Source organism: Micromonospora vulcania, assembly GCF_042658605.1.
GTDB classification, from domain to species: domain Bacteria; phylum Actinomycetota; class Actinomycetes; order Mycobacteriales; family Micromonosporaceae; genus Micromonospora; species Micromonospora vulcania.
The window spans coordinates 22,050-42,257 of sequence record NZ_JBHSQS010000029.1; the positions used below are offsets into that span (position 1 = coordinate 22,050).

Annotated in this window: 21 protein-coding genes and 1 pseudogene; 10 read left to right on the top strand and 12 right to left on the bottom strand. The window is 71.2% G+C overall.

Features of this window, described 5'->3' with window-relative positions; genetic code table 11:
* Nucleotides 1-60: 60 nt before the first annotated feature.
* From ACFQGL_RS28670 to ACFQGL_RS28680, 3 genes are all read right to left on the bottom strand, one after another.
* Nucleotides 61-2,436: a sodium-translocating pyrophosphatase gene (locus ACFQGL_RS28670; RefSeq protein WP_377515710.1), complete on the bottom strand. Its 2,376-nt coding sequence runs from the start codon at nt 2,434-2,436 to the stop codon at nt 61-63.
* Between the two features lie 313 nt (nt 2,437-2,749).
* Nucleotides 2,750-3,187, bottom strand: a complete 438-nt coding sequence (locus tag ACFQGL_RS28675) for an ATP-binding protein (protein ID WP_039905274.1) — start codon at nt 3,185-3,187, stop codon at nt 2,750-2,752.
* On the bottom strand, nt 3,184-3,540 hold the full coding sequence (locus tag ACFQGL_RS28680; RefSeq protein WP_377515711.1) for an STAS domain-containing protein: 357 nt from the start codon (nt 3,538-3,540) through the stop codon (nt 3,184-3,186). The genes ACFQGL_RS28675 and ACFQGL_RS28680 overlap by 4 nt, the downstream gene beginning before the upstream one ends.
* Nucleotides 3,541-3,729: 189 nt before the next feature.
* On the opposite strand from ACFQGL_RS28680, the gene ACFQGL_RS28685 reads away from it, so the two are divergent.
* The 5 genes from ACFQGL_RS28685 to ACFQGL_RS28705 all read left to right on the top strand — a co-directional run bounded on the left by ACFQGL_RS28685 (nt 3,730) and on the right by ACFQGL_RS28705 (nt 8,588).
* The gene (locus ACFQGL_RS28685) at nt 3,730-6,102 is read left to right on the top strand and encodes a DEAD/DEAH box helicase (RefSeq protein ID WP_377515749.1); all 2,373 of its coding nucleotides are present in this window, start codon (nt 3,730-3,732) and stop codon (nt 6,100-6,102) included.
* A 96-nt stretch (nt 6,103-6,198) separates the two neighbouring features.
* Nucleotides 6,199-6,405, top strand: a complete 207-nt coding sequence (locus ACFQGL_RS28690; RefSeq protein WP_377515712.1) for a hypothetical protein — start codon at nt 6,199-6,201, stop codon at nt 6,403-6,405.
* 207 nt (nt 6,406-6,612) lie between these two features.
* The gene (locus ACFQGL_RS28695) at nt 6,613-7,191 is read left to right on the top strand and encodes an LURP-one-related family protein (RefSeq protein WP_377515714.1); all 579 of its coding nucleotides are present in this window, start codon (nt 6,613-6,615) and stop codon (nt 7,189-7,191) included.
* 351 nt (nt 7,192-7,542) lie between these two features.
* Nucleotides 7,543-8,271, top strand: coding sequence for a phosphotransferase (locus ACFQGL_RS28700; RefSeq protein WP_377515715.1), 729 nt, complete (start codon nt 7,543-7,545; stop codon nt 8,269-8,271).
* A gap of 119 nt (nt 8,272-8,390) precedes the next feature.
* On the top strand, nt 8,391-8,588 hold the full coding sequence (locus ACFQGL_RS28705; protein WP_377515751.1) for a DUF397 domain-containing protein: 198 nt from the start codon (nt 8,391-8,393) through the stop codon (nt 8,586-8,588).
* 20 nt (nt 8,589-8,608) lie between these two features.
* Here ACFQGL_RS28705 and ACFQGL_RS28710 read toward each other — a convergent pair whose 3' ends face one another.
* From ACFQGL_RS28710 to ssd, 7 genes are all read right to left on the bottom strand, one after another.
* On the bottom strand, nt 8,609-8,968 hold the full coding sequence (locus ACFQGL_RS28710; RefSeq protein ID WP_377515717.1) for an Rv3654c family TadE-like protein: 360 nt from the start codon (nt 8,966-8,968) through the stop codon (nt 8,609-8,611).
* The gene (locus ACFQGL_RS28715) at nt 8,965-9,282 is read right to left on the bottom strand and encodes a TadE family type IV pilus minor pilin (protein ID WP_377515752.1); all 318 of its coding nucleotides are present in this window, start codon (nt 9,280-9,282) and stop codon (nt 8,965-8,967) included. The genes ACFQGL_RS28710 and ACFQGL_RS28715 overlap by 4 nt, the downstream gene beginning before the upstream one ends.
* Before the next feature lie 86 nt (nt 9,283-9,368).
* Nucleotides 9,369-9,536 carry a DUF4244 domain-containing protein gene (locus ACFQGL_RS28720; protein WP_222954134.1) on the bottom strand — a complete coding sequence of 56 codons (168 nt, stop codon included), beginning with the start codon at nt 9,534-9,536 and terminating at the stop codon, nt 9,369-9,371.
* A gap of 22 nt (nt 9,537-9,558) precedes the next feature.
* Nucleotides 9,559-10,164 (bottom strand): type II secretion system F family protein, encoded by a 606-nt coding sequence (locus tag ACFQGL_RS28725; protein ID WP_377515718.1) that lies wholly within the window; start codon nt 10,162-10,164, stop codon nt 9,559-9,561.
* Nucleotides 10,164-11,381 (bottom strand): hypothetical protein, encoded by a 1,218-nt coding sequence (locus ACFQGL_RS28730; RefSeq protein ID WP_377515719.1) that lies wholly within the window; start codon nt 11,379-11,381, stop codon nt 10,164-10,166. Before ACFQGL_RS28730 ends, ACFQGL_RS28725 begins: the two co-directional genes overlap by 1 nt.
* Nucleotides 11,378-12,589, bottom strand: coding sequence for a TadA family conjugal transfer-associated ATPase (locus tag ACFQGL_RS28735; protein ID WP_377515720.1), 1,212 nt, complete (start codon nt 12,587-12,589; stop codon nt 11,378-11,380). The genes ACFQGL_RS28730 and ACFQGL_RS28735 overlap by 4 nt, the downstream gene beginning before the upstream one ends.
* Nucleotides 12,586-13,689: a septum site-determining protein Ssd gene (gene ssd, locus ACFQGL_RS28740; protein WP_377515721.1), complete on the bottom strand. Its 1,104-nt coding sequence runs from the start codon at nt 13,687-13,689 to the stop codon at nt 12,586-12,588. The genes ACFQGL_RS28735 and ssd overlap by 4 nt, the downstream gene beginning before the upstream one ends.
* 554 nt (nt 13,690-14,243) lie before the next feature.
* Between ssd and ACFQGL_RS28745 the strand changes: the two genes are divergently transcribed.
* The 3 genes from ACFQGL_RS28745 to ACFQGL_RS28755 all read left to right on the top strand — a co-directional run bounded on the left by ACFQGL_RS28745 (nt 14,244) and on the right by ACFQGL_RS28755 (nt 16,695).
* Entirely contained in the window at nt 14,244-14,789 is a 546-nt protein-coding gene (locus tag ACFQGL_RS28745; RefSeq protein ID WP_377515722.1) for an RNA polymerase sigma factor, read from the top strand.
* 1 nt (nt 14,790) lies between these two features.
* Nucleotides 14,791-15,843, top strand: a complete 1,053-nt coding sequence (locus tag ACFQGL_RS28750; RefSeq protein ID WP_377515723.1) for an SEL1-like repeat protein — start codon at nt 14,791-14,793, stop codon at nt 15,841-15,843.
* Nucleotides 15,844-16,077: 234 nt separating this feature from the next.
* Entirely contained in the window at nt 16,078-16,695 is a 618-nt protein-coding gene (locus tag ACFQGL_RS28755; protein ID WP_377515724.1) for a hypothetical protein, read from the top strand.
* Nucleotides 16,696-16,788: 93 nt separating this feature from the next.
* On the opposite strand, the gene ACFQGL_RS28760 is transcribed toward ACFQGL_RS28755, so the two are convergent.
* Both ACFQGL_RS28760 and ACFQGL_RS28765 read right to left on the bottom strand, forming a co-directional pair.
* The gene (locus ACFQGL_RS28760) at nt 16,789-17,760 is read right to left on the bottom strand and encodes a CU044_5270 family protein (protein ID WP_377515726.1); all 972 of its coding nucleotides are present in this window, start codon (nt 17,758-17,760) and stop codon (nt 16,789-16,791) included.
* Nucleotides 17,761-17,804: 44 nt separating this feature from the next.
* Nucleotides 17,805-17,993: pseudogene (locus ACFQGL_RS28765) on the bottom strand (RNA polymerase sigma factor); the annotation flags it as partial.
* A gap of 150 nt (nt 17,994-18,143) precedes the next feature.
* Between ACFQGL_RS28765 and ACFQGL_RS28770 the strand changes: the two are divergent.
* Both ACFQGL_RS28770 and ACFQGL_RS28775 read left to right on the top strand, forming a co-directional pair.
* A complete protein-coding gene (locus ACFQGL_RS28770) occupies nt 18,144-19,013 on the top strand; it encodes an AraC family transcriptional regulator (RefSeq protein ID WP_377515728.1) in 870 nt (289 codons plus the stop codon).
* 373 nt (nt 19,014-19,386) lie between these two features.
* Complete coding sequence (locus ACFQGL_RS28775) at nt 19,387-20,190, top strand: HAD family hydrolase (RefSeq protein ID WP_377515729.1); 804 nt, start codon at nt 19,387-19,389, stop codon at nt 20,188-20,190.
* The last annotated feature ends 18 nt before the right edge of the window (nt 20,191-20,208 follow it).

Here is a 20,208-nt window from a genome sequence, read left to right on the forward strand (position 1 = left end):
GACCTCCGGCGGTCCCCGGTCGGCGTGTGCCGCCGACCGGGGACCCGGTACCGGTGGAACTCAGGCGTTGATCGTCTCCGGCCGGTGGTCGGTGCTGCCCGCGCCGGCGCTGCCGTCGGCGTCGGAGTCGGACATCGCGATGCCCTTGCGCTTGCTGAACACCACCGACGCCACGATGATCAGCGTGGCCACCACCGCGATGCCGACCCGCACCGGGGTGTTCCGGTCGTCGCCGATGCTGAACGCCACCACGGCGGGCGCGATCAGCAGCGAGACCAGGTTCATGACCTTGAGCAGCGGGTTGATCGCCGGGCCGGCGGTGTCCTTGAACGGGTCACCGACGGTGTCGCCGATGACCGTGGCGGCGTGCGCCTCGGAGCCCTTGCCGCCGTACGCGCCGTCCTCGACCAGCTTCTTGGCGTTGTCCCACGCGCCGCCGGAGTTGGCCAGGAACACCGCCATCAGGGTGCCGGCGCCGATCGCCCCGGCCAGGTACGACGCGAGCGCGCCCGGCCCGAGGCCGAAGCCGACCGCGATCGGCGCCAGGATGGCGAGCAGGCCGGGGGTCATCAGCTCGCGCTGCGCGTCCCGGGTGCAGATGTCCACGACCTTGCCGTACTCCGGGCGCTGGGTGCGGTCCATGATGCCCGGCAGCTCACGGAACTGCCGGCGGACCTCCATCACCACGGCACCGGCCGAGCGGGACACCGCGTTGATGGCCAGCCCGGAGAAGAGGAAGACCACCGCCGCACCGATGATCAGGCCGACCAGGTTGCGCGGGTTGGCCACGTTCAGCGAGTTGAGGATCTCCGCGCCGACGTCGCCGACGCCCGCGTCCGCGTACGCCGTCTTCAACGTGTCGGTGTACGAGCCGAACAGCGCGGTCGCGGCCAGCACCGCCGTGGCGATCGCGATGCCCTTGGTGATCGCCTTGGTGGTGTTGCCGACGGCGTCCAGCTCGGTGAGCGTGCGCGCGCCCTCCTCGTCGATGTCGCCGGACATCTCGGCGATGCCCTGGGCGTTGTCCGAGATCGGCCCGAAGGTGTCCATGGCGACGATCACGCCGACCGTGGTGAGCAGGCCGGTACCGGCCAGCGCCACCGCGAACAGCGACAGCGTGATGGAGCTGCCGCCGAGCAGGAACGCGCCGAACACGCCGGCACCGATCAGCAGCGCCGAGTAGACCGCCGACTCCAGCCCGATGCTGATGCCGGCGAGGATGACGGTGGCCGCACCGGTCTGCGAGCTCTTGCCGATGTCCTGCACGGGACGTCGGTTGGTCTCGGTGAAGTAGCCGGTCAGCGCCTGGATCGCGGCGGCCAGCACGATGCCGATCACCACTGCGCCGATGGCCACCAGCCGTGGGTTGCCGTCGATCGGGGTGCCGTCGGCGTTGCGGAGCCCGCCCTCCAGGCCACCGAAGGTCGCCGGCAGGTACGCGTACGCGGCGATCGCCACGAGCACCGCGGAGAGCACCGCCGAGAGGTAGAACGCCCGGTTGATCGCGGTCAGGCCGTTACGGTCGGACGCGCGCAGCCGGGTGATGAAGACGCCGACGATCGCGATCAGCACGCCGATGGTGGAGATGATCAGCGGGAAGACCAGGCCGTCCTCGCCGAACGCGGCGCGGCCGAGGATCAGCGCGGCGACCAGCGTGACCGCGTACGACTCGAACAGGTCCGCGGCCATGCCGGCGCAGTCACCGACGTTGTCGCCCACGTTGTCGGCGATGGTGGCGGCGTTGCGCGGGTCGTCCTCCGGGATGCCCTGCTCGACCTTGCCGACCAGGTCGGCGCCGACGTCGGCGGCCTTGGTGAAGATGCCGCCGCCGACCCGCATGAACATGGCCAGCAGGGCGGCGCCGAAGCCGAAGCCCTCCAGCACCGTCGGGGCGTCGCCCTCGAAGATGATGACGACCAGCGCGGCGCCGAAGAGGCCGAGGCCGACGGTGAGGAAGCCGACCACGCCGCCGGTCCGGAAGGCGATCTTCATGGCCGCCTCGCGGCCACCCTGTCGCTCCCGTGCGGCGGCGGCAACCCGCAGGTTGGCCCGGGTGGCCAGCCACATGCCGGCACCACCGATGAACGCGCTGAAGCCCGCGCCGACCACGAAGAACGCCGACCGGCCGAGCTTCACGGCGGTTTCACTGCCGTCGGTGTCGTGCACCGGCAGCAGGAAGAGCAGGATCACCGCGATCACCACGAAGATCGCCAGGGTGCGGAACTGCCGGAGCAGGTACGCCGAGGCACCCTCCTGGACCGCGCCGGAGATCTCCTGCATGTTGGTGGTGCCCTTGCCGGCTGCCAGCACCGCCTTGGTCAGGGCAGCGGCGAAGGCGAGCGCCACCAACGCGATCGCCGCGGCGATGATGACGTAGCTGGCATTGGCCCCGGTTAGGGATAGCCCGCCGCTGTCGGCGGCAAAGGTCTCGGACATCTGTGTCCTCCTGTACCGAACACGCGCGCCGGTCAGTGGAGACGCACCCACCGGCGCCTGAAATGCGGACTCGCAAGCGCGCGCCAACCCCAGCGGACCAGCGATGACCACCCATACCCGCTGGCTGCGGGTTGGATCACTTGCTGACAACCCGGGTACTGTAGCCCTCCACAGTGTCGGAGGTCACACCGAGGTGGCACCGTGTCTCGATGATCTTCGTCGCTGTGTTATGAAACGAAATCTGATATAGGGCCCGATCCATGAAACAAGGCCGCACCCCGTTCGGGATGCGGCCTGTGGAACGGAATTCGAGTCAGCGGCCGACCGGCCACACCATGCGCACCTCGGTGCCGATGCCCTCGTCGACCGGGCGCACCTGAAGGTCCTCGACGAAACCGGCGAGCAGGGCGAAGCCGACGCCGGTGGTCAGTGCCTCGTCGGTGAGGGACTCGTTGGCCAGCTCGTCCGGCGGCAGCGCGGTCAGCCCGATGCCGGCCTCGATCGGCGCCCGGTCCACGACCCGCACCGCGTACGAACCGCCGTCGGACATCTCCACCAGCACCGGGTCGGCCAGGCCGTACTGACGGTGCAGGGCCACCGCGCGGGTGCACGCCTCACCGATGGCCAGACGCACCTCGTCCAGCAGGTCCTCACGAACCCCGGCCCGCCGGGCGACGGCGACGCCGACCAGTCGGGCGGTGCGCACGTGCACCGGCGCCGGGGAGAAGGAGAGCCGGACCGTCGCCATCACGCGTTGGCGCCGGTCGGGTCCGCGCCGACCGCCGCATCGACCGTGGGGTGCAGCGGGAACACCTGGTCCAGCGCGGTGATCCGGAAGATCTTGAGCAGCGGCTCCTTGTCACACACCAGGGCGAACGAACCCCCGGCGGTACGGAGCCGCTTGAGCGCCCCGACCAGCACGCCGAGCCCGGTCGAGTCGAGGAAGTCCACCCGACCGAGGTCGACCACGATGTGTCGGGCACCACCGTCGACCAGTTCGAGGAGCCGTTCGCGGAGCCGGGGCGCGGTGTAGACGTCCACCTCACCGCCGACCTCCAGCACCGTGTGCTCACCCACAGTGCGGGTCGCCAGCGACAGCTCCATCGGTCCTCCTCGCAAGAGCCGTAAACTCTCCTGGGCATCTAACCACTACCGCCGGGACACCTTGCGGTCGCCAGCGGGAGGCTTCCCCTTACCCCCCGGCCCGACTTTTCATCTCCGAACACCAGTGCGAGAGTGCAGGGCGTGACTGACGACGGCATCAGCTCGGCGGGCCTGTCCCCGGGCCACGACCTGGAGCCGTCGTCCGCCGCCACCGTATCCGCAGGCCCGGGCCTCCAGCCAGCGCCAGCCGACCTGCTACGCCGGCTGCGCGCCCGGGGCGCCGGCGACCCGGTCACCCACGTCGAGCGGGTACCGGCCCGCGCCGGCGTGCCCGCGCCCTGGCCGCCGTGGGCCCCGCCGGAGCTGCGCGCGGCGTTCGCCCGCCGCGGCGTGGTCGCACCCTGGCAGCACCAGGCCGAGGCAGCCAGCCTGGCGTACGACGGCGGGCACGTGGTGGTCGCCACCGGCACCGCGTCCGGCAAGTCACTGGCGTACCAGCTCCCGGCGCTGGCCACCCTGCTCGCCGACCCCCGGGCCACGGTGCTCTACCTGGCGCCGACCAAGGCGCTCGCCGCCGACCAGCTGCGGGCCGTCGCCGCGCTGGAGCTGGAGGGGGTACGCCCAGCCTGCTACGACGGGGACACTCCGCGCGCCGAGCGGGAGTGGATCCGCAAGCACTCGCGGTTCGTGCTGACCAACCCCGACATGCTGCACCACGGCATCCTGCCCGGGCACGCCCAGTGGTCCGGCTTCCTGCGCCGGCTGGCGTACGTGGTGATCGACGAGTGCCACACCTACCGGGGAGTGTTCGGCTCGCACGTGGCGCACGTGCTGCGCCGACTGCGCCGGCAGTGTGCGCGGTTCGGGGCCACCCCGGTGTTCGTACTCGCCTCGGCGACCTCCGGTGACCCGTCGACCGCGGCGGGTCGGCTGACCGGTCTGCCGGTGACGGCGATCACCGAGGACGCCTCGCCGCGCGGCGGGGTGACCTTCGCGCTGTGGGAACCGCCGTTGCTCCCAGCCGACTCGGGCTCGATTTCCCCGGTGCCCCCGCAGCCGACCGGCGACCACGACGACCTCCGCCAGGTCCGCCGGTCGGCGCTGCGCGAGACCGCGGACCTGCTCGCCGACACGGTCGCCGAGGGGGTACGCACGCTCGCGTTCGTCCGGTCCCGCAAGGGCGCCGAGGTGGTGGCGGCCAACGCGCGCCGGGCGCTGGACGACGCGGTGCCGGGGCTCGGCGGCCGGGTGGCCGCCTATCGGGGCGGCTACCTGCGCGAGGAGCGACGTGAGTTGGAGCGGGCGCTGCTGCACGGTGACCTGCTCGGCCTGGCCTCCACCAACGCGCTGGAGCTGGGCGTGGACCTGGTCGGCCTGGACGCTGTGCTGATCTGCGGCTACCCGGGCACCCGGGCGTCGCTCTGGCAGCAGGCGGGCCGTGCCGGGCGCTCCGGGCAGGAGGCGCTGGCGGTGCTGGTGGCCCGGGACGACCCGCTCGACACCTACCTGGTGCACCACCCGGAGGCGATCTTCGGAGCGCCGGTGGAGGCGACGGTGCTCGACCCGGCCAACCCGTACGTGCTGGCCCCGCAGTTGGCCTGCGCCGCGGTCGAGGCACCGCTCACCCCGGCCGACCTGGCGCTCTTCGGCGACGGGGCGAAGGAGGCCATCGACCAGTTGGTGGAGGCCGGCGCACTGCGGCAACGGCCCACTGGCTGGTACTGGCGGCACCGGGAACGCCCCGAGGTGGACCTGCGCGGCGAGGGTGGTGCCCCGGTCGCCGTGGTGGAGTCGGCCACCGGCCGGCTGCTCGGCACGGTGGACGGCGGTTCCTCGCACTTCCTGCTGCACCCTGGCGCGGTCTACCTGCACCAGGGCGTCTCGTACGTGGTGGACGAGCTCGACCTCGCCGACGGCTGCGCGCTGGTGCACATCGAGGAGCCGGACTGGTCCACCCACGCCCGGGACGTCACCGACCTGTCCGTGGTGTCCGTACGCTCCTACGTGGATGCCGGGCCGGTCGGCATGTTCCTCGGCGAGGTGGACGTGACCAGCCAGGTGGTGTCGTACCAGCGGCGGCGGATCGCCACCGGCGAGGTGATCGACACCCGGCCACTCGACCTGCCCACCCGTGAGCTGCGTACGGTGGCGGTCTGGTTCACCCTGTCGCCGCAGTCGTTGACCGCTGCCGGGGTGCAGGCGGCCGACGTGCCGGGTGCGCTGCACGCCGCCGAACACGCGGCGATCGGCCTGCTCCCGCTGATGGCCACCTGCGACCGCTGGGACATCGGTGGGCTGTCCACGGCGCTGCACCCGGACACCGAGGCGCCGACCGTCTTCGTCTACGACGGCCACCCGGGCGGTGCCGGTTTCGCCGAGCGGGCGTACGGGACGGCGTCGGCGTGGCTGCGCGCCACCCGGGACGCGATCGCCGAGTGCGGCTGTGAGACCGGCTGCCCGTCCTGCGTGCAGTCGCCGAAGTGCGGCAACGGCAACAACCCGCTCTCCAAGCCGGACGCGATCCGGGTGCTCGACGTGGTGCTGGCAAACCTGCCCGCCTGAGCAAGGTTGCATGATCCCGGGCAGCGCGGGGCACAATGATGGGAGCGCTTCCATCGAAGCGCGTCTGTCAGTCCGCCGTGTGCCCGAGGAGAAGTCGTGGCCGACACCATCGCCGAGACCGTCGACCTGCTCTACACCATCGACCAGGAGAGACTCACCCTCGACCAGCAGATCGCGCTCGGCTCCGCGCTGGCCGCGCTGGCCCAGGCGGAACGGCTGGAGCAGATCAACGAACGTCTCCGCGACATCCACCAGGTGCTCAACGGCTGGGCGTTGCGTCGCGCCACCGTCGACGGCCGCTGACGCTTCGAACGCTCACCGGGCGGGGCTGTGGGCCAAGACCGTCGCCGGGCGCGGCGGGTCGCCGACCTGGCCGGGTTGCCGGCTGCGGCGGTCGCCGGCCAGGCCGGGGCGCGGGCCGCGGCGGTCGCCGGCCAGGCCGGGGGCGCGGGCCGCGGCGGTTGCCGGGCTGTGCGAGACTCCGGCGCACCAGCCCTTTGAGGAGATTCGATGCAGCTCGACAATCTGCAGACCCTGCAGCAGTTCCACATCCGCCAGCGGCTGCGGATGATGGTCAACCAGTACGAGGTCCGGGCGGTCGCGCCGGACGGCACCGAGGGTGAGCTGCTGGCGTTCGCCCAGCAGAAGCGGCTCGCCTTCAAGGAGCAGGTGACGATCTACACGGACGACACCAAGCAGCAGCCCCTGCTCGGCTTCAAGGCACGCCAGCGCATCGACCTGGGTGCCACGTACGACGTCACCGACGCCGCCGGCAACGCGATCGGCCTGTTCCGCAAGGACTTCGCCCAGTCGCTGCTCCGCTCCACCTGGCACGTCGAGCAGGCCGGCCTGCCGCAGGTGACCGGCCAGGAGCGCAGCCTGCCGGTGGCGCTGCTGCGCCGCTTCGTCGACTCGCTGTCCTGGCTGCCGTACCACTTCGACTTCACCGCGGGCGGCCAGCCGTTCTTCTCCGTGGTGAAGAAGTGGGGCCTGCGCGACAAGTACGTCGTCGAGGTGCAGAACCCGCAGATCGACCGCCGCCTCGTCATCGCGATGGCCGTCGCCCTCGACGCGCTCCAGTCCCGCTGACGCACCCGGCTCGACCCAATTCGGCCGCTGGCCGGGACACGGGCTTTCCGCCTGCGTCCCGGCCAGCAAGCTGTCGGCTCTGCGACGCCGCTCGAAGATCGGCCCACGCGCACACGCTTCAGGATCCGCGCAACTACACGGATGTTGGTGCCTCGAACGGTCTCGCAGGCAGCAATATCCATGTTCTTGCGTGGATCACGGGTCAGGCGGTGCGGCTCGTAGGATTCCGCCATGTCTTCTGGGCTCGCCAACCTCTCGGCACGGCAACTCGCCCTGTTGGATCAGTGGCTCCCGGGCGCGACTGTCGAAAAGGACCACAGCTGGGGCCTGGTCCAGACGACAGTCCTGGAGATGACGTACGCCGGGTCGCGATTCATCGTCAAAGCCGGCGGCGAAAGTGACCATCACCTCGACCGCGAATTACGCGCCCACCTCAACTGGCTGGTTCCGTGGACCAGGTTGGGGCGTGCGCCGGTCCTGGAGCATGGCGACTCGGAGGCGAAACTCCTCGTCACGAGATATCTGCCCGGCGAGCTGGTGCTCGGCAGCCACCACGCCGACGCTCCCGCGACCTACCGGGAGGCGGGCGAACTCCTGGCACTGCTCCACGCGCAGACCAGCAGCACTGACGACGACCACGAGAAGCGGGAGAACGACAAGTCGCTCACCTGGCTCAGCGGACCACACCGGATCGCCCCGGGCACCGTGGAACGGCTGCGCGCGGAGATCAGCAGTTGGCCCACGCCGGGCGCACTGCTCGTGCCGACCCATGGAGACTGGCACCCCCGGAACTGGCTCATCCACAACGGCGTCGTCAGCATCATCGACTTCGGTCGGGCGGGAATGCGTCCGCCCTTCACGGACTTCACCCGGCTGTCCGCCCAAGAATTCCGCCGCGATCCGAAACTCGAGACAGCTTTCCTCGACGGGTACGGGAACGATCCGCGCCAGACGCCCGCGTGGCACCGCACTCGAGTTCGCGAGGCGATCGGCACCGCGGCCTGGGCCTACCGGGTAGGCGACGAATCGTTCGAAACCCAGGGACACCGCATGATCGCCGAGGCCCTGGCGGCGTCCTGAACGTCCGGGAAGACGTCGACCAGCAGATCGCCGTGCGACCGGAACGGCAGAAGATCATCGACCGCCCTGACGGTTCCGAATCGCGCTGCCATGACGACCCCGAATCTCAGCGCAGCGGCGTGGCGCAGGTCCAACCGCGGCGACAACAGCGGCGGCACCTGGGTCGAGGTAGCAGCCTCGACACCGGGGCCGCTGTCCGCGAGAGCCAGGATCAGCAGGGACCGGCGCTGTCCTTCACCACTGGCCAGTGGACCGGTTTCGTCCACGGCATCAGGGCCGCAAGTTCGACTCGTCAGCGACGCCAGAGTGCGGGGTGACCCCAGCTGGATCGGTTGTCTCAGTCACGCACCGGTCCGGCGCGAGCCGTTGCCGCCGCGACCCGGGTCAGGCCCGGCAATGGCGTGACCACCATCTCGGCAGTCACCAGCACATCCAGCCCATCGACGCGACAGTCGACCAGCCGCCCACCGTTGCGGTCAACGATTTCCGCAGCGAACGCGCAAGCAGCCGTGTCACCGTCGAGTGCGCGGCCGGCCCCCGCCAGTGCACCCAGATCGGCCGCCACCGCCGCCCGCTGACGAGCCATCCCCGTTGCGATCACGGCTGCGCTGAACGTCCCCACCAGCACGAAGACCAGCCCGATGGCGAGCAGCAGGACAGTCGCACCACCCCGTTCGGCAGCCGGTCGCCGCATCATGGGCCCACCTCGCCCGCTCCCGGCTCCACGGCTGCCACGGCGGTGGCCTCCACGGTGAGCTGTGGCAGCCGAGCACCCAGCGCGCGCACCGGAGCCCGTACCGTCGCCTGCGCATAATCGCCATTGATCGACACCGACACCTCCGCCCTGGGTGGCGCCGCCTGGCGACCGACCGCGCTGCCGTCCGCGCCCCGCGCGGCGGCCAGCGCCGCTTCCCGGGCGGCGTGCAGGCAACTCGCCTGGGTGCTGACGGCACTGACCGCGGTCAGGCCGGTGAGCAGAAGCAGGAGCAGCGCCGGCAGGCCGGCCGCCAGTTCGGCGGTGAAGGAACCCCGGTCGCTGCGGACCGCCCGCTCGGCGCTGCCCGCCCTCCGATCGCGGCTGGCCTGCCGGCGCCGGATCACTTGAGCGCCCGGTCGATGACGGCGGTCAGCGCCGACTGGACGTTGCCGGAGGTGAGCACCTTCAACAGGATCCCGGCGAAGGCGACCGCGGCGAGGGTACCGACGGCGTACTCGGCGGTGTTCATTCCGGCATCGCCGCGTAGACGGGCGACGAGTTTGCGCATGGCTGTTTCCCTTCTCGATGGGTCAGAGCACGTCGCCGAGGACGGCGACGATCACCGGCACCAGGCCGGCGAGAATGAACGCCGGCAGGAAGCAGAGCCCCAGCGGCAGGACGATGAGTACGCCGGCCCGGCGGGCCGATGCCTCGGCAGCGGTGGCCCGGTCGGCACGCAGGTCGTCGGCGAGCCGAGTCAGTGCACCGGCCAGGGCGGCACCGCTGTTGGCCGAGCGGGACGCGGCGGCGGTCAGTCGATCCGCGCCGGGCACCCCGTCCAGGGCGGACCACGCCTCTGCCGTGCCACCGCCGAGCAGCAGGGTGCGGCCGACCCGCGCCAGCCGGACGCCCAGTGGACCGTCCAACGCCTCGGCGACGGCCAGCACCGAGCGGTCCACGGGGGCGCCCGCCCGCATCGCGGCGGCCAGCAGGTCGGCGGCGAGCGGCAGGTCGGCGGCCTCCCGAAGCCGCTGGCGGCGTACGGCCGGGGACTCGATCCGCCGTAGCAGCAGATCCAGCACGAATGCGGTCGGCACCGCGCCGAGCCACCCGAGCCAACCCCCGACGACCACCGCCACGGCCAGCCCACCCATTCCTGCGGCGAGCCGAATGGCGTCTGGCCGGCGTCGGGACATCAGGCGGCCCGCCCCGGAGCCGCACCCAGCCGCTCGGTCCAGAACAGGCCCACGATCTGCAGGGCAACGGCCAGGACCGCGCAGACCCCACCGATCGTGCTGTGCAGGAGCACCGCCACGGGATCGACGCCGATGCCGTAGCCGAGCCCGATGCCGCCGATCGGCAGGCCCGCCAGCAGCCAGGCGGTGGCCCGCGCACCGGCGGCCTGAGCGGCCGCGGCGGCCAACCCCCGGTCGGTCGCCCGGGCGTCCGCCTCGATCCGCTCGACGAGTTCCGCCAGCGGCGCGCCGGTTCGGTCCGCCAGTCGCACCGCCGCCGAGGTCAGCTGGCGAAGGCGATCCGACCCGTCCGGCGCACCGGTTGTGGCGATCTCGACGGTCGGCGGAACAGGCAGGCCCGCCCGAAGGTCCGCCGCGAGGCCACAGAGCTGGTCCAACCCACGCCGTCGGATCTGCTCGGCATGCCGGTTCACCCGCCACCGCAGCAGCGAGCGCACGGTCAGCGTGCCGTAGCCGCCTACCGCCGCCGCAGCCACCGGGCCGCCGAGCACGGCACCGACACCAGCCCCGGCCAGGCCGACCAACAGCAGCAGCCGCGCGGAGCACGATGGGACGCGCATCAACGTGCCCACGCTCGCCCCGCCGGCCGTCACGGCCGGCGTGTCGTGCCGATGTTGGTGCCGGTCGTCGACGTCGCCGCGCCCGCCGGCCATCTCCGGCGTCCCACCCCGAACGTCCGCCTGCGGATCCGCGTTTTCGATCACTGACGTGGTTGCGGCCCGTTCGGTATCGGGAGCCTCGGTCACCGGGCCGGCGGTCCCGGTCGGGCGACGGGGATCCCGACGGCTCGGCGGTCGTACCGGACCTGCCGGGCGTGTGGACCTCGCCGACCCACCCGCTCCCCGCGGCCAGCTCGGTGCTCCGGTGGCGTCCCGGACGGGCCACCCGACAGCTGTCCGTCCACCGCCATAGCCCACGGCAATGGGCAGATGGCCCGAGGCGGGCGGGCTGCCGAGCCCGCTGGCCGGCCCGTCCGGCGTGCGACCGAGTTCCCTGACCCACTCCAGCAACGCGTCGTCCACGTCAGCGCCGACTTCGCCACCGCCGCCCGCCGTGAGCACTCGACGGCGGCGGGCCCGGATGCTGTGCACCGGCCAGGCCACCAGGGTCGCGGCCGCCAGGAGCAGCGCCGCCACCAGCACCGTCGCGCCGCTCATGCCGGACCAGCCGATCCGGGCCACGGCTCGGTGAGAATCGGTGGCACCGGTACACCACGGTCCCGCAGCAGTGCTCCGAGCGCCCGGGCGGCCAGCCCGAGCCCGCGACCGCGGACCCAGGCGGGCACCACCGTGACCAACCGCTCAGGCCCCTCCGGGAGCAGCAGGCAGACCGACTCCAGGACCCGCCCCCGGTCGCCACGGCGTACCTGAAAGAGGACCTGCAACGCGGCGATCACCTGGGCGTGCAGCGCGGCCCGGGGTAGCCCACCCAGCATGCCGAGCGCCTCCAGCCGGGCCGGTACGTCGGACGGGGTGTTGGCGTGCAGCGTGCCGGCGCCCCCGTCGTGGCCGGTGTTCAGGGCGGCGAGCAGGTCGACCACCTCGCCGCCCCGGCACTCCCCGACCACCAGCCGGTCCGGGCGCATCCGCAGCGCCTGCCGGACCAGGTCGCCGAGGCTCACCACGCCGGAGCCCTCCACATTGGCGGTACGCGCCTGAAGCCCCACCACGTGCGGATGCCCCGGACGCAGCTCGGCGGCGTCCTCCACCAACACGATCCGCTCGGTGGCCGGCACCATCCCGAGCAGCGTGTTGAGCAGCGTCGTCTTGCCCGACCCGGTGCCTCCGGTGACCAGGTACGCCAACCGGGCCGCGACGACGGCGGCCAGGACCGGTGCCACCGGTCGCGGCAGGGTGCCCTGCTGCACCAACTCGTCGAGGGTGAACGGCCGGTGCCGGAAGGTCCGCAGCGACAGGTAGGGACCCTCGGTCGCCACCGGCGGCAGCACGGCATGCAGCCGGGTGCCGTCGGCGAGGCGGGCATCGGCGTACGGGGAGCCGTCGTCGAGCCGCCGTCCCGCGCTGGCGATCAAACGCTGAGCCAACCGGCGGACGTCCTCCACCGAGCCCACCGGGACCGCGACCTGGTGCAGCCCCGCCCCCCGGTCCACCCAGACTCGGGTGCCGTTGACCAGCACGTCGGTCACCTCCGGATCGGCCAGCAGAGGGGCAAGCGGACCGGCGCCCACGAGGGTGTCGCGCACCTGGTCGGCGATCCGCAGCACAGTCGTGTCACCGAGCACTGCGGCGGCGGGCTCGGCCCGTACCGCGGAGACGATCGCCGCCGGGGTGACCGGCATGGTGGCGGCGGCGATCCGCTGCCGCACCCGGCCGGCGAGGGTGCCGTCCTGCGGCCGGGTCGTCATGCCGCACCCGTCGCCGGAGCACCGGTGAGGTCAGTGACGATCCGCTGGCAGAGGGCGGCCAGCGGACCTTTACCAGCCGCAGCCGGCGCCTCGCCCCGTTCCAGTCCGCGGCCGAGCCCCGGCTCGGGGCGCAGCGTGCCGGCGAGGGGAAGGCCGAGCGCCCGCGCCACCTCTGCTGCACGCAAGCGACCTGGGGCGGGCCCGCGCACGACCACCGAGAGCGCGGCGCAGTGCGGGACGGCCGCGGCCACCACCCGGGCCGCGGCCGCGGTCGCACGCAGCTCGGCCGGGACGACGACGAACGCCTGGTTGGCCGCCTGCAACGCGACCACCGCGGCGTCGTCCAACTGCCGAGGCAGGTCGATCACCACGAAGTCGCGACCGCGTCGGGCGGCGTCGATGGTGGCCGCCATCGCGGCGGCGGGCAGCGGCAACAGGTCGCCGCGATCCCAGGAGAGCACCACCAGGTCGCCCCGGCTGGGCAGCGCCCGCACCAGCGCCGGGGCGTCGACCCGCCCATCAGCGCTGGTGAGCGACGGCCAGCGCAGCCCTTCCAGCTGCTCCCAGCCGAGCACGAGGTCGAGGCCACCGCCGAGCGGGTCGGCGTCGACCAGCAGGGTACGCAGCCGGGCACGGGCCCCGGTCACGGCGAGCCCGCCGGCAAGCACACTCGCCCCTGCGCCGCCCCGCCCACCGAGCAGCGCGACGATCCGGGCACCGGAGCCGTCCGGACGATCCGGGCCGTGCTCGGCGAACCGATCGACCAGCCACGGCTCCGCCGCCGGCAGGGCGGCGACGTGCTCCGCGCCGATCAGCTCGGCGAGCTGCCAACCGGGATCGAGCTGGCCGGCCCGGCCGACCAGCACCAGCCGGGGCCGATGGGGCAGCCGGGCGCGCAGACACGACTGCGCCTGGTCGGCGCCGAGCACGATCAGTGGGGCGGGTTGCCAGCGAGTACGGGCGGCGGCCGGATCGGCGGCGACCTCGACTTCGGTCCCGCCGGCGGCGGCGAGCCGGAGTAGATCGTCGAGCAGGTCGCCGTCCCCCGTGACGACCAGGGGAAGCCGTCGGATGGGTGGAACGGAGGTACGGGATGGCATCGCGGCCTCCAGCGGTCGGGCTCTGTGTGCCGCCGACCCTGCGCCGATTCCGCTCAGCCGGCGGCCCCGGTCGCGCCGGCTGTGGATAAGTTCGTCACCTGTGGACAACTCCCGGTGGGCTAGTTGATCTGCTAAGCACGCGGCTTGCCCGACGGGCCGGGCGAGCCGGTCGATACCCTTCGTCCATCCTGGGCGTTCAAAAATTGCTCAAGATTTATTTCTTGTCCTGTAGACCCGGGACGACCGGATCCGCCTCTTCCAGTAGGGCTCCCACCCGGAACCCCACACACAGGTGATCAATCCAGGGCGCACACCCCTGCCCGATAAAGATGATCAAAGCGTCGGGCACGGCTGCCTGCCCGCGCGACCGTTTATGGCGAGCTGCAGTATCCGAAAGGGTTGAAGCGTGCTGCACACGATGGCGTTGACCTCCCCCGACGCCGTGACGCCCGGGGGTCACACAGGTTGCCGTCAGTCGCGGACAGAAATTGTCCGCACGACGGCGGAAACCTGGTTCCACGAACGGCCTTCCGTCGGATGCGGGGATTCCGACGGTGAATTCTGATCTGTCGCCCCACGAGGCGTTCGAGCTCTTCTTTCTTAAGAACCGGCACAAGTTGGTCAACGCGGTGGCGGCCTGGACGGGGGACCGACACTTGGCCGAGGACATCGCCCAGGAAGTGATGGCGACCCTGGCGGCGTACCGGTACGACCGGCCGGAGATATTGATGTACCAAATGGCGAGACAGCGCCTGTCTCGCCCGGCTTTCATCCCCTCCCAGTACCACCCTCTCGACAGCAAGATCGACGAAATCGACCGCAGGACCTGCGTATCAGGTGCCGACAGTGTCGTCGACAGCCTGGATCTCGACGCCGAACTGCTACGGGCGCTCCGGCGCCTGCCGGCGCGGCAACGGGAGGTCATCGTTCTCGAGGTTATCTGCGACCTCAGCCAGGAGCAGGTAGCCGAGATTCTGGGGATTCGAGGATCAACTGTGAAGACGCACAAAGCGAGAGGACTGAGAAAGCTCGAGGAGTTGATGGCCAGGCGCCTTTCAGCGACCGGGCCGGGTGCCGAGCAGCCGGTGGGAGGAGTGTGACATGGATATTGAGCGGCAGTTGCGGGCTGCCTTGACGTCGAAAATGGGCCCGGGGTCCGACACCACGACCGAGGGGCAGTATCGAGCTTTCGAGGCCCACTACAGGTCCCGGATCACCAGCCCCGATCGCCTCCGGGCACTGGAGGATTCGGCCGTCGCGGCAGAGTACGGCGTCGCCGCGTACTCCCTCGGCGTACACCTGGAATCGTGCGGCGACCTGGCCGGCGCGGAGCGGTGGTTGCGTGCGGCGGCCGAGCGGGACATCGGCGACGCCGGCTTCCGCCTCGCTCGACTGTACGAGGGCCAGGCCGTGGACGGGTTCAACCGCCTCGACCTGGGCCTCGACGAGAACGGTCCGGCCGTGGACGAGCGGTTCAGCGAAGCGCACTACTGGTACCGGCGAGCGGCATCGAGTGGCTACGGAGTGCCCGACTACCCGTCGGCCGACGGCCTGGACACCCCTTGGATCTCCCTCGACTGTTGCCATTCCGTCCGGGCGCTGGCAAGGCAGGAGGAGGCGGAGCGGTCGTTGGTGGCCGCCACACGACATCGGGACGAGATCCTCCGCACCGCGCGCCAGGACGCCGGCGCCATCCTCGGTAGGACCAGATACGAGCTTCGAAGACTCTCGCTGCGACACCAGGCACTCTCGACCGAGGTGGCCGAGTTCGAAGGCACCCTTCAAATGCTCTCCCGGCTGGTCAACCGCCCCCGAGTGGCACTGTCCCAACTGATCTGGCTCGTCGTACGCAGTTGGTTCAGCCGGCGGACCTACAAGAGCCTCGCCCGGATCCGTGCGGTCTACAGCCTGACCCTGGCCGGCACCCAGGTGGACGAGGTTCCCTGTCCTCCCGAGCCGAGCCTGCACTGGCGCGATCGGTTGGATCTGCTGCTCGCAGCGCGCAGTCGATCCAACCGGGTCCACGACCGGCCGCAGCGGGACGAGCCGACGGGTGACTGTCCGGCCGACGCACCGACCGGGGACATCACGAAGAAGCCGAACAGAGACCGGCGGCGGGACCGGAAATCGGCCCGTGAGCTGGTCAGCCCCTGACCAGAGGTGGACGGACAGATGAGGACGACGCAAGATCGATCGCCGAGTCGGGCAGGTCGACGATCATCGACACCGGCTCCGGAGGAGACCCCCGAACCGCTCGCGGGCATCCCCCTGACGGACCTCCTGCGGCGGGTCGGCCGGGCGGAGGCGGACATCGGGGCCAATTCGACCGTCGCCTTCTACAACCTTTCGCTGGACCGCCACGGATTGTCGGCGAACCGGCTGGAGGCGATGACGGACGCGGAACTCGAAGGTGCAGGCACGCACCTTGACGAGTTCATCGCCGATCCGGCGTCGCTGACCGGCCAGGAGACGTGGGAACGGCTGGGAATGGAGGAGCATCGGGGGACGGTGCTCGCCGTGCTGTTCAGCCGGCGACGGTCCATCCTCGACCGGTTGGTACGGATGCGGATGAACGAGGCTCTGTCCACGGTTCACGAGCGGGCGAACGGCCTCCAGGACGCAGACGACCGGGCCGCGGTGGCCGGCGTCATTCGCCGTCTGGAGGCGGTGGTCGCAGACGTCGAGGGGCGGCGGGCCGAACTCGAACGGACCCAACAGGCCGCTGAGACCGGGGCACGAATCGCCGAAGACCCACTGCTCAGGGTGCACCTCTTCGAACGAAGATCCGAGGTGTGGACGCGTTTTCTGGCGAAGGAGTCGGTGGCGACGATCGTCGGTGCGGTGCTGCTGACCGGCCTGGCGGCGGTGGTCGTCGCCGCGATGTTCACCGACACACCGGTAACCGACACCGTCACGAACAGCTTCCTGATCCTGCTGGGTTACTTCTTCGGGCACAGCCTCACATCGAGGCACCAGTCCCGAAGCGGGCAGCACCGCACTGGTTGATGGGCGAGCCAGTTCGCCCGCTGATCGGAGCCCTCAGGCTCGGTGGAACCCAATGCGGGGCCGCTCCCGAGGGAGCGGCCCCGCAGTCGGTGATCAGCCGGGTTGGTCGGTCCAGCCGGTATCGAGAATCACCTGGTACGCGCCGAGCCGCACGGGTGCGAACGTCAGCATCTCGTGGGCGAGTAGCCCGCCCGTCTTCGGGTCGAAGATCAGCAGATTCTGCTGGTCGTGCTCTCGGTCGTCGAAGGTGATCGCGACTCCCCTGCGGCCGACACGGTCGGTCACCTGGCCTCGCCAACGGAAGCCGGGAACGTCGGCGAGGACCCGGAGGATCTCCGCGCGGGTCTGGCGCGGCACGGCGTAGTCCCCGTAGACCGTGTTGACCTGCTTGCTGGTCGCGCCGGCACCGTGCACGACCTTCAGCAGGTCGCGCAACCCCGACCGGTCGGCCGGCAGGGCCGGTACAGCCAGGATCGGCAGTGGGAAGGCGGAGGGTGCGGGGGTGCCGGTGCCCGTTCGGTGCTTGGCGAGCTCGCGCTGCCAGTAGTCCCGGGACGCCTGGTCGGGATACTGCGGTTCCAGCTGCTTGTTGGCCTGCCGACCGGTGCCGTCGGCTGCTCGCCAGACCTTCGTCTCGTCGACGAAGGCGACCTGGTGACGGCCGTCGTCGGAGCTCATCACCGAGCCGCCCCAGGCCTTCGTGTGGTGGTAGGTGTAGCGCCCGTCGCGGTTGTCGTAGTCCGCGTCGACGATCGTGTCGGCCAGGGCGCGTAGCCGCGGGCCGGCCGCTGGCGCGTCCGAGTCGAACTGGTACGCGACCGGCACGAGCACCGTGCCCGCCGCGTCACCCGGCGCGTCCGGGACATCCTCGCCGGTCGACTCGAACGGCCGGAGAACAGCCACGGCACCGGCCGCCACCGCCAGCGTCCCGGCCGCCAGGACCAGGCGACGGGTCGGGCGTACGGCACGATGGCTGACGGTCGGCTCGGCGCCGTCGGCGCGAACCGCGTCAGGTCGGCGTCGGTGATCGGCAGGACGTCCGGCGCGGCTCGTCGAGACCGCCACTGGTTCGCCAGCAGTCGTCGGGCCACCCCGTACAGCCAGGGCAGACCGCGATCCGGAACCTCACCGCGACGCCGCCACGCGACGACGAAGACCTCCTGGGCCAGCTCAGCCGCAGCGTCCCCGTCGGCGAGCCGACGTAGGCCGTATCTGACGATGTGTGCGTACTCGGCGGCGTAGAGGCTGGTGAACCAGCCCTCGTCGCGTTCCCCTGGTGGACCCACCCGAACCCCCATTGCCTCGGCGACTCTCACTCTGGCTTGTGTCACGACCGGCACGACGATTACCGGACTCGGCGATGATCTGGGCGCATGATCGGATCGGACCTCTACGGTCGGGCGCGGGCCGGGGTCCTCCGGCCAGGATCGATGTCGAAGGGAGGCCTCGTGATCGCGGCACTCAACAGGCTCGTCGACCTGGTCGAGGAGCACCTCACCGAGGAGTTCGACGTCAGCGGACTGGCCCGCACGCTCGGCACGACCGAGTACCACCTGCGCCGGATGTTCTCGTCGCTGGCCGGCATGCCGTTGTCGGAGTACGTGCGCCGGCGGCGCTTGACCGTCGCGGCTGCCGACGTCGTTCGCGGTGCGGACGACCTGCTGAGCATCGCCGTCCGGAACGGCTACGGCTCAACCGAGGCGTTCGGACGTGCGTTCCGGGCCGTCCACGGTGCCAACCCCGGTGACGTACGCCGCGACGGAGGTCCCCTTCGCACACAACCGCAGGTCAGGTTCCGCCTGACCGTCGAAGGGAGCAAACCCATGGACACCCGCGTCGTGGACCGCCCGGCGTTCCGACTCGTCGGACACGCAGCGAGGGTCCCCCTGATCCACCGGGGCATCAATCCGCACATCCAGCAGCACATAACCGCGATCCCGCCGCAGGAGCACCTCCGGCTCAAGGCCCTCAGCGACTCCGACCCTGCAGGGCTGCTACAGGTCAGCGACGACGTCGACCCCGACGGCACCGAGGGCAGCGAACTGACCTACCTGCACGGGGTCGCCGTGTCCCAGGACACGCCGGTCCCCGACGACCTCGACGCCATCGAGGCACCGGCCGGCATGTGGGCCATCTTCCGTACCGCCGGACCGCACCCGCAGTCCCTGCAGGACGCCTGGGCCGCGACCGCGACCGAATGGTTCCCCTCCAACCCGTGGCGTCTGCGGCCAGGTCCCTCGATGGTGGCGATCCTCGAGCACGCGGACGATTTCAGCACCGCGACCTGCGAGCTGTGGCTACCCGTCGAGCCGACCTGACGGACCAGCGGGAATCCACACCTGGGCGCGTTTCTGGCGGACGCTCCGGAAAGGGACGACCCCCGTCGGGGGGAGACGGGGGTCGTCGGAGGTTCGGCTCCGGGGGGGTCGAGCCGAACCACTCAGCGGTCACGGGGGGTGCAACCGCCGAGGGTCTGTCCTGTTGTCCGAGATATGAATGCTCGTGCGGACAAGTCTGCCTGAGCGGGCCCGTCACGTCGAGTGGTGTAGACCCCACACAACGCGAAATATTCGCGCGGAGTGTGCGCGCGATCACGCCGAGCGGAGGTGGTGGCTCCGGCCCGCAGGTCTGAGGGGTGACGTGACCCCGGGCACCCGCCGACGATAGACCATCCGGCTAGACTTTCGCGCCGTGGGCCGAAGTGCCGCTTTCTTCGATCTGGACAAGACCGTCATCGCCAAGTCGAGCGCCCTGGCGTTCGGTCGGCCGTTCTACCGGGACGGGCTGATCACACGGCGTGACGTGGTCAAGTCGGCGTACGCGCAGCTGATGTTCCGGCTGGGCGGCACCGACGAGCAGACCATGGCCCGAACACGGGACTACCTGGCCGCGCTCTGCAAGGGCTGGCAGGTGGAACAGGTCCGCCAGATCGTCGCGGAGACACTGCACGACCTGATCAACCCCTACGTGTACGCCGAGGCCGCCGCGCTGATCGAGGAGCACCAGGCCGCTGGCCGGGACGTCGTGCTGGTCTCCGCCTCCGGTGAGGAGATGGTCCGGCCGATCGGCGAGCTGCTCGGGGTGACCGACGTGATCGCCACCCGGATGACGGTGCGGGACGGCCGGTACAGCGGCGAGGTCGAGTTCTACGCGGCCGGCCCGAGCAAGGTCGAGGCGGTTGCAGAGTTGGCCCTCGCCCGTGATTACGACCTGGCCGACTCGTACGCCTACTCCGACTCGTACAGCGACCGGCCCCTGCTGGAGTGCGTCGGCCACCCGAGCGTGGTCAACCCGGATCGGCAGCTGCGCAAACTCGCCTCCGAGAACGGCTGGCCGGTGCTGGAGTTCCGGCACCCGATCCCGCTGGGCCGCCGGCTACGGGAGCGGCCCGCCGTCCCGGTCGCCGCGGCGGCGCTCGGCGTCGGCGTGGGCGTGGCCATCGGCATCGCCTGGTACGGCCGGCACCGCCGCACCCGCGCCGCCGCCACCACCTGACCACCCAGCCCCAGCCGG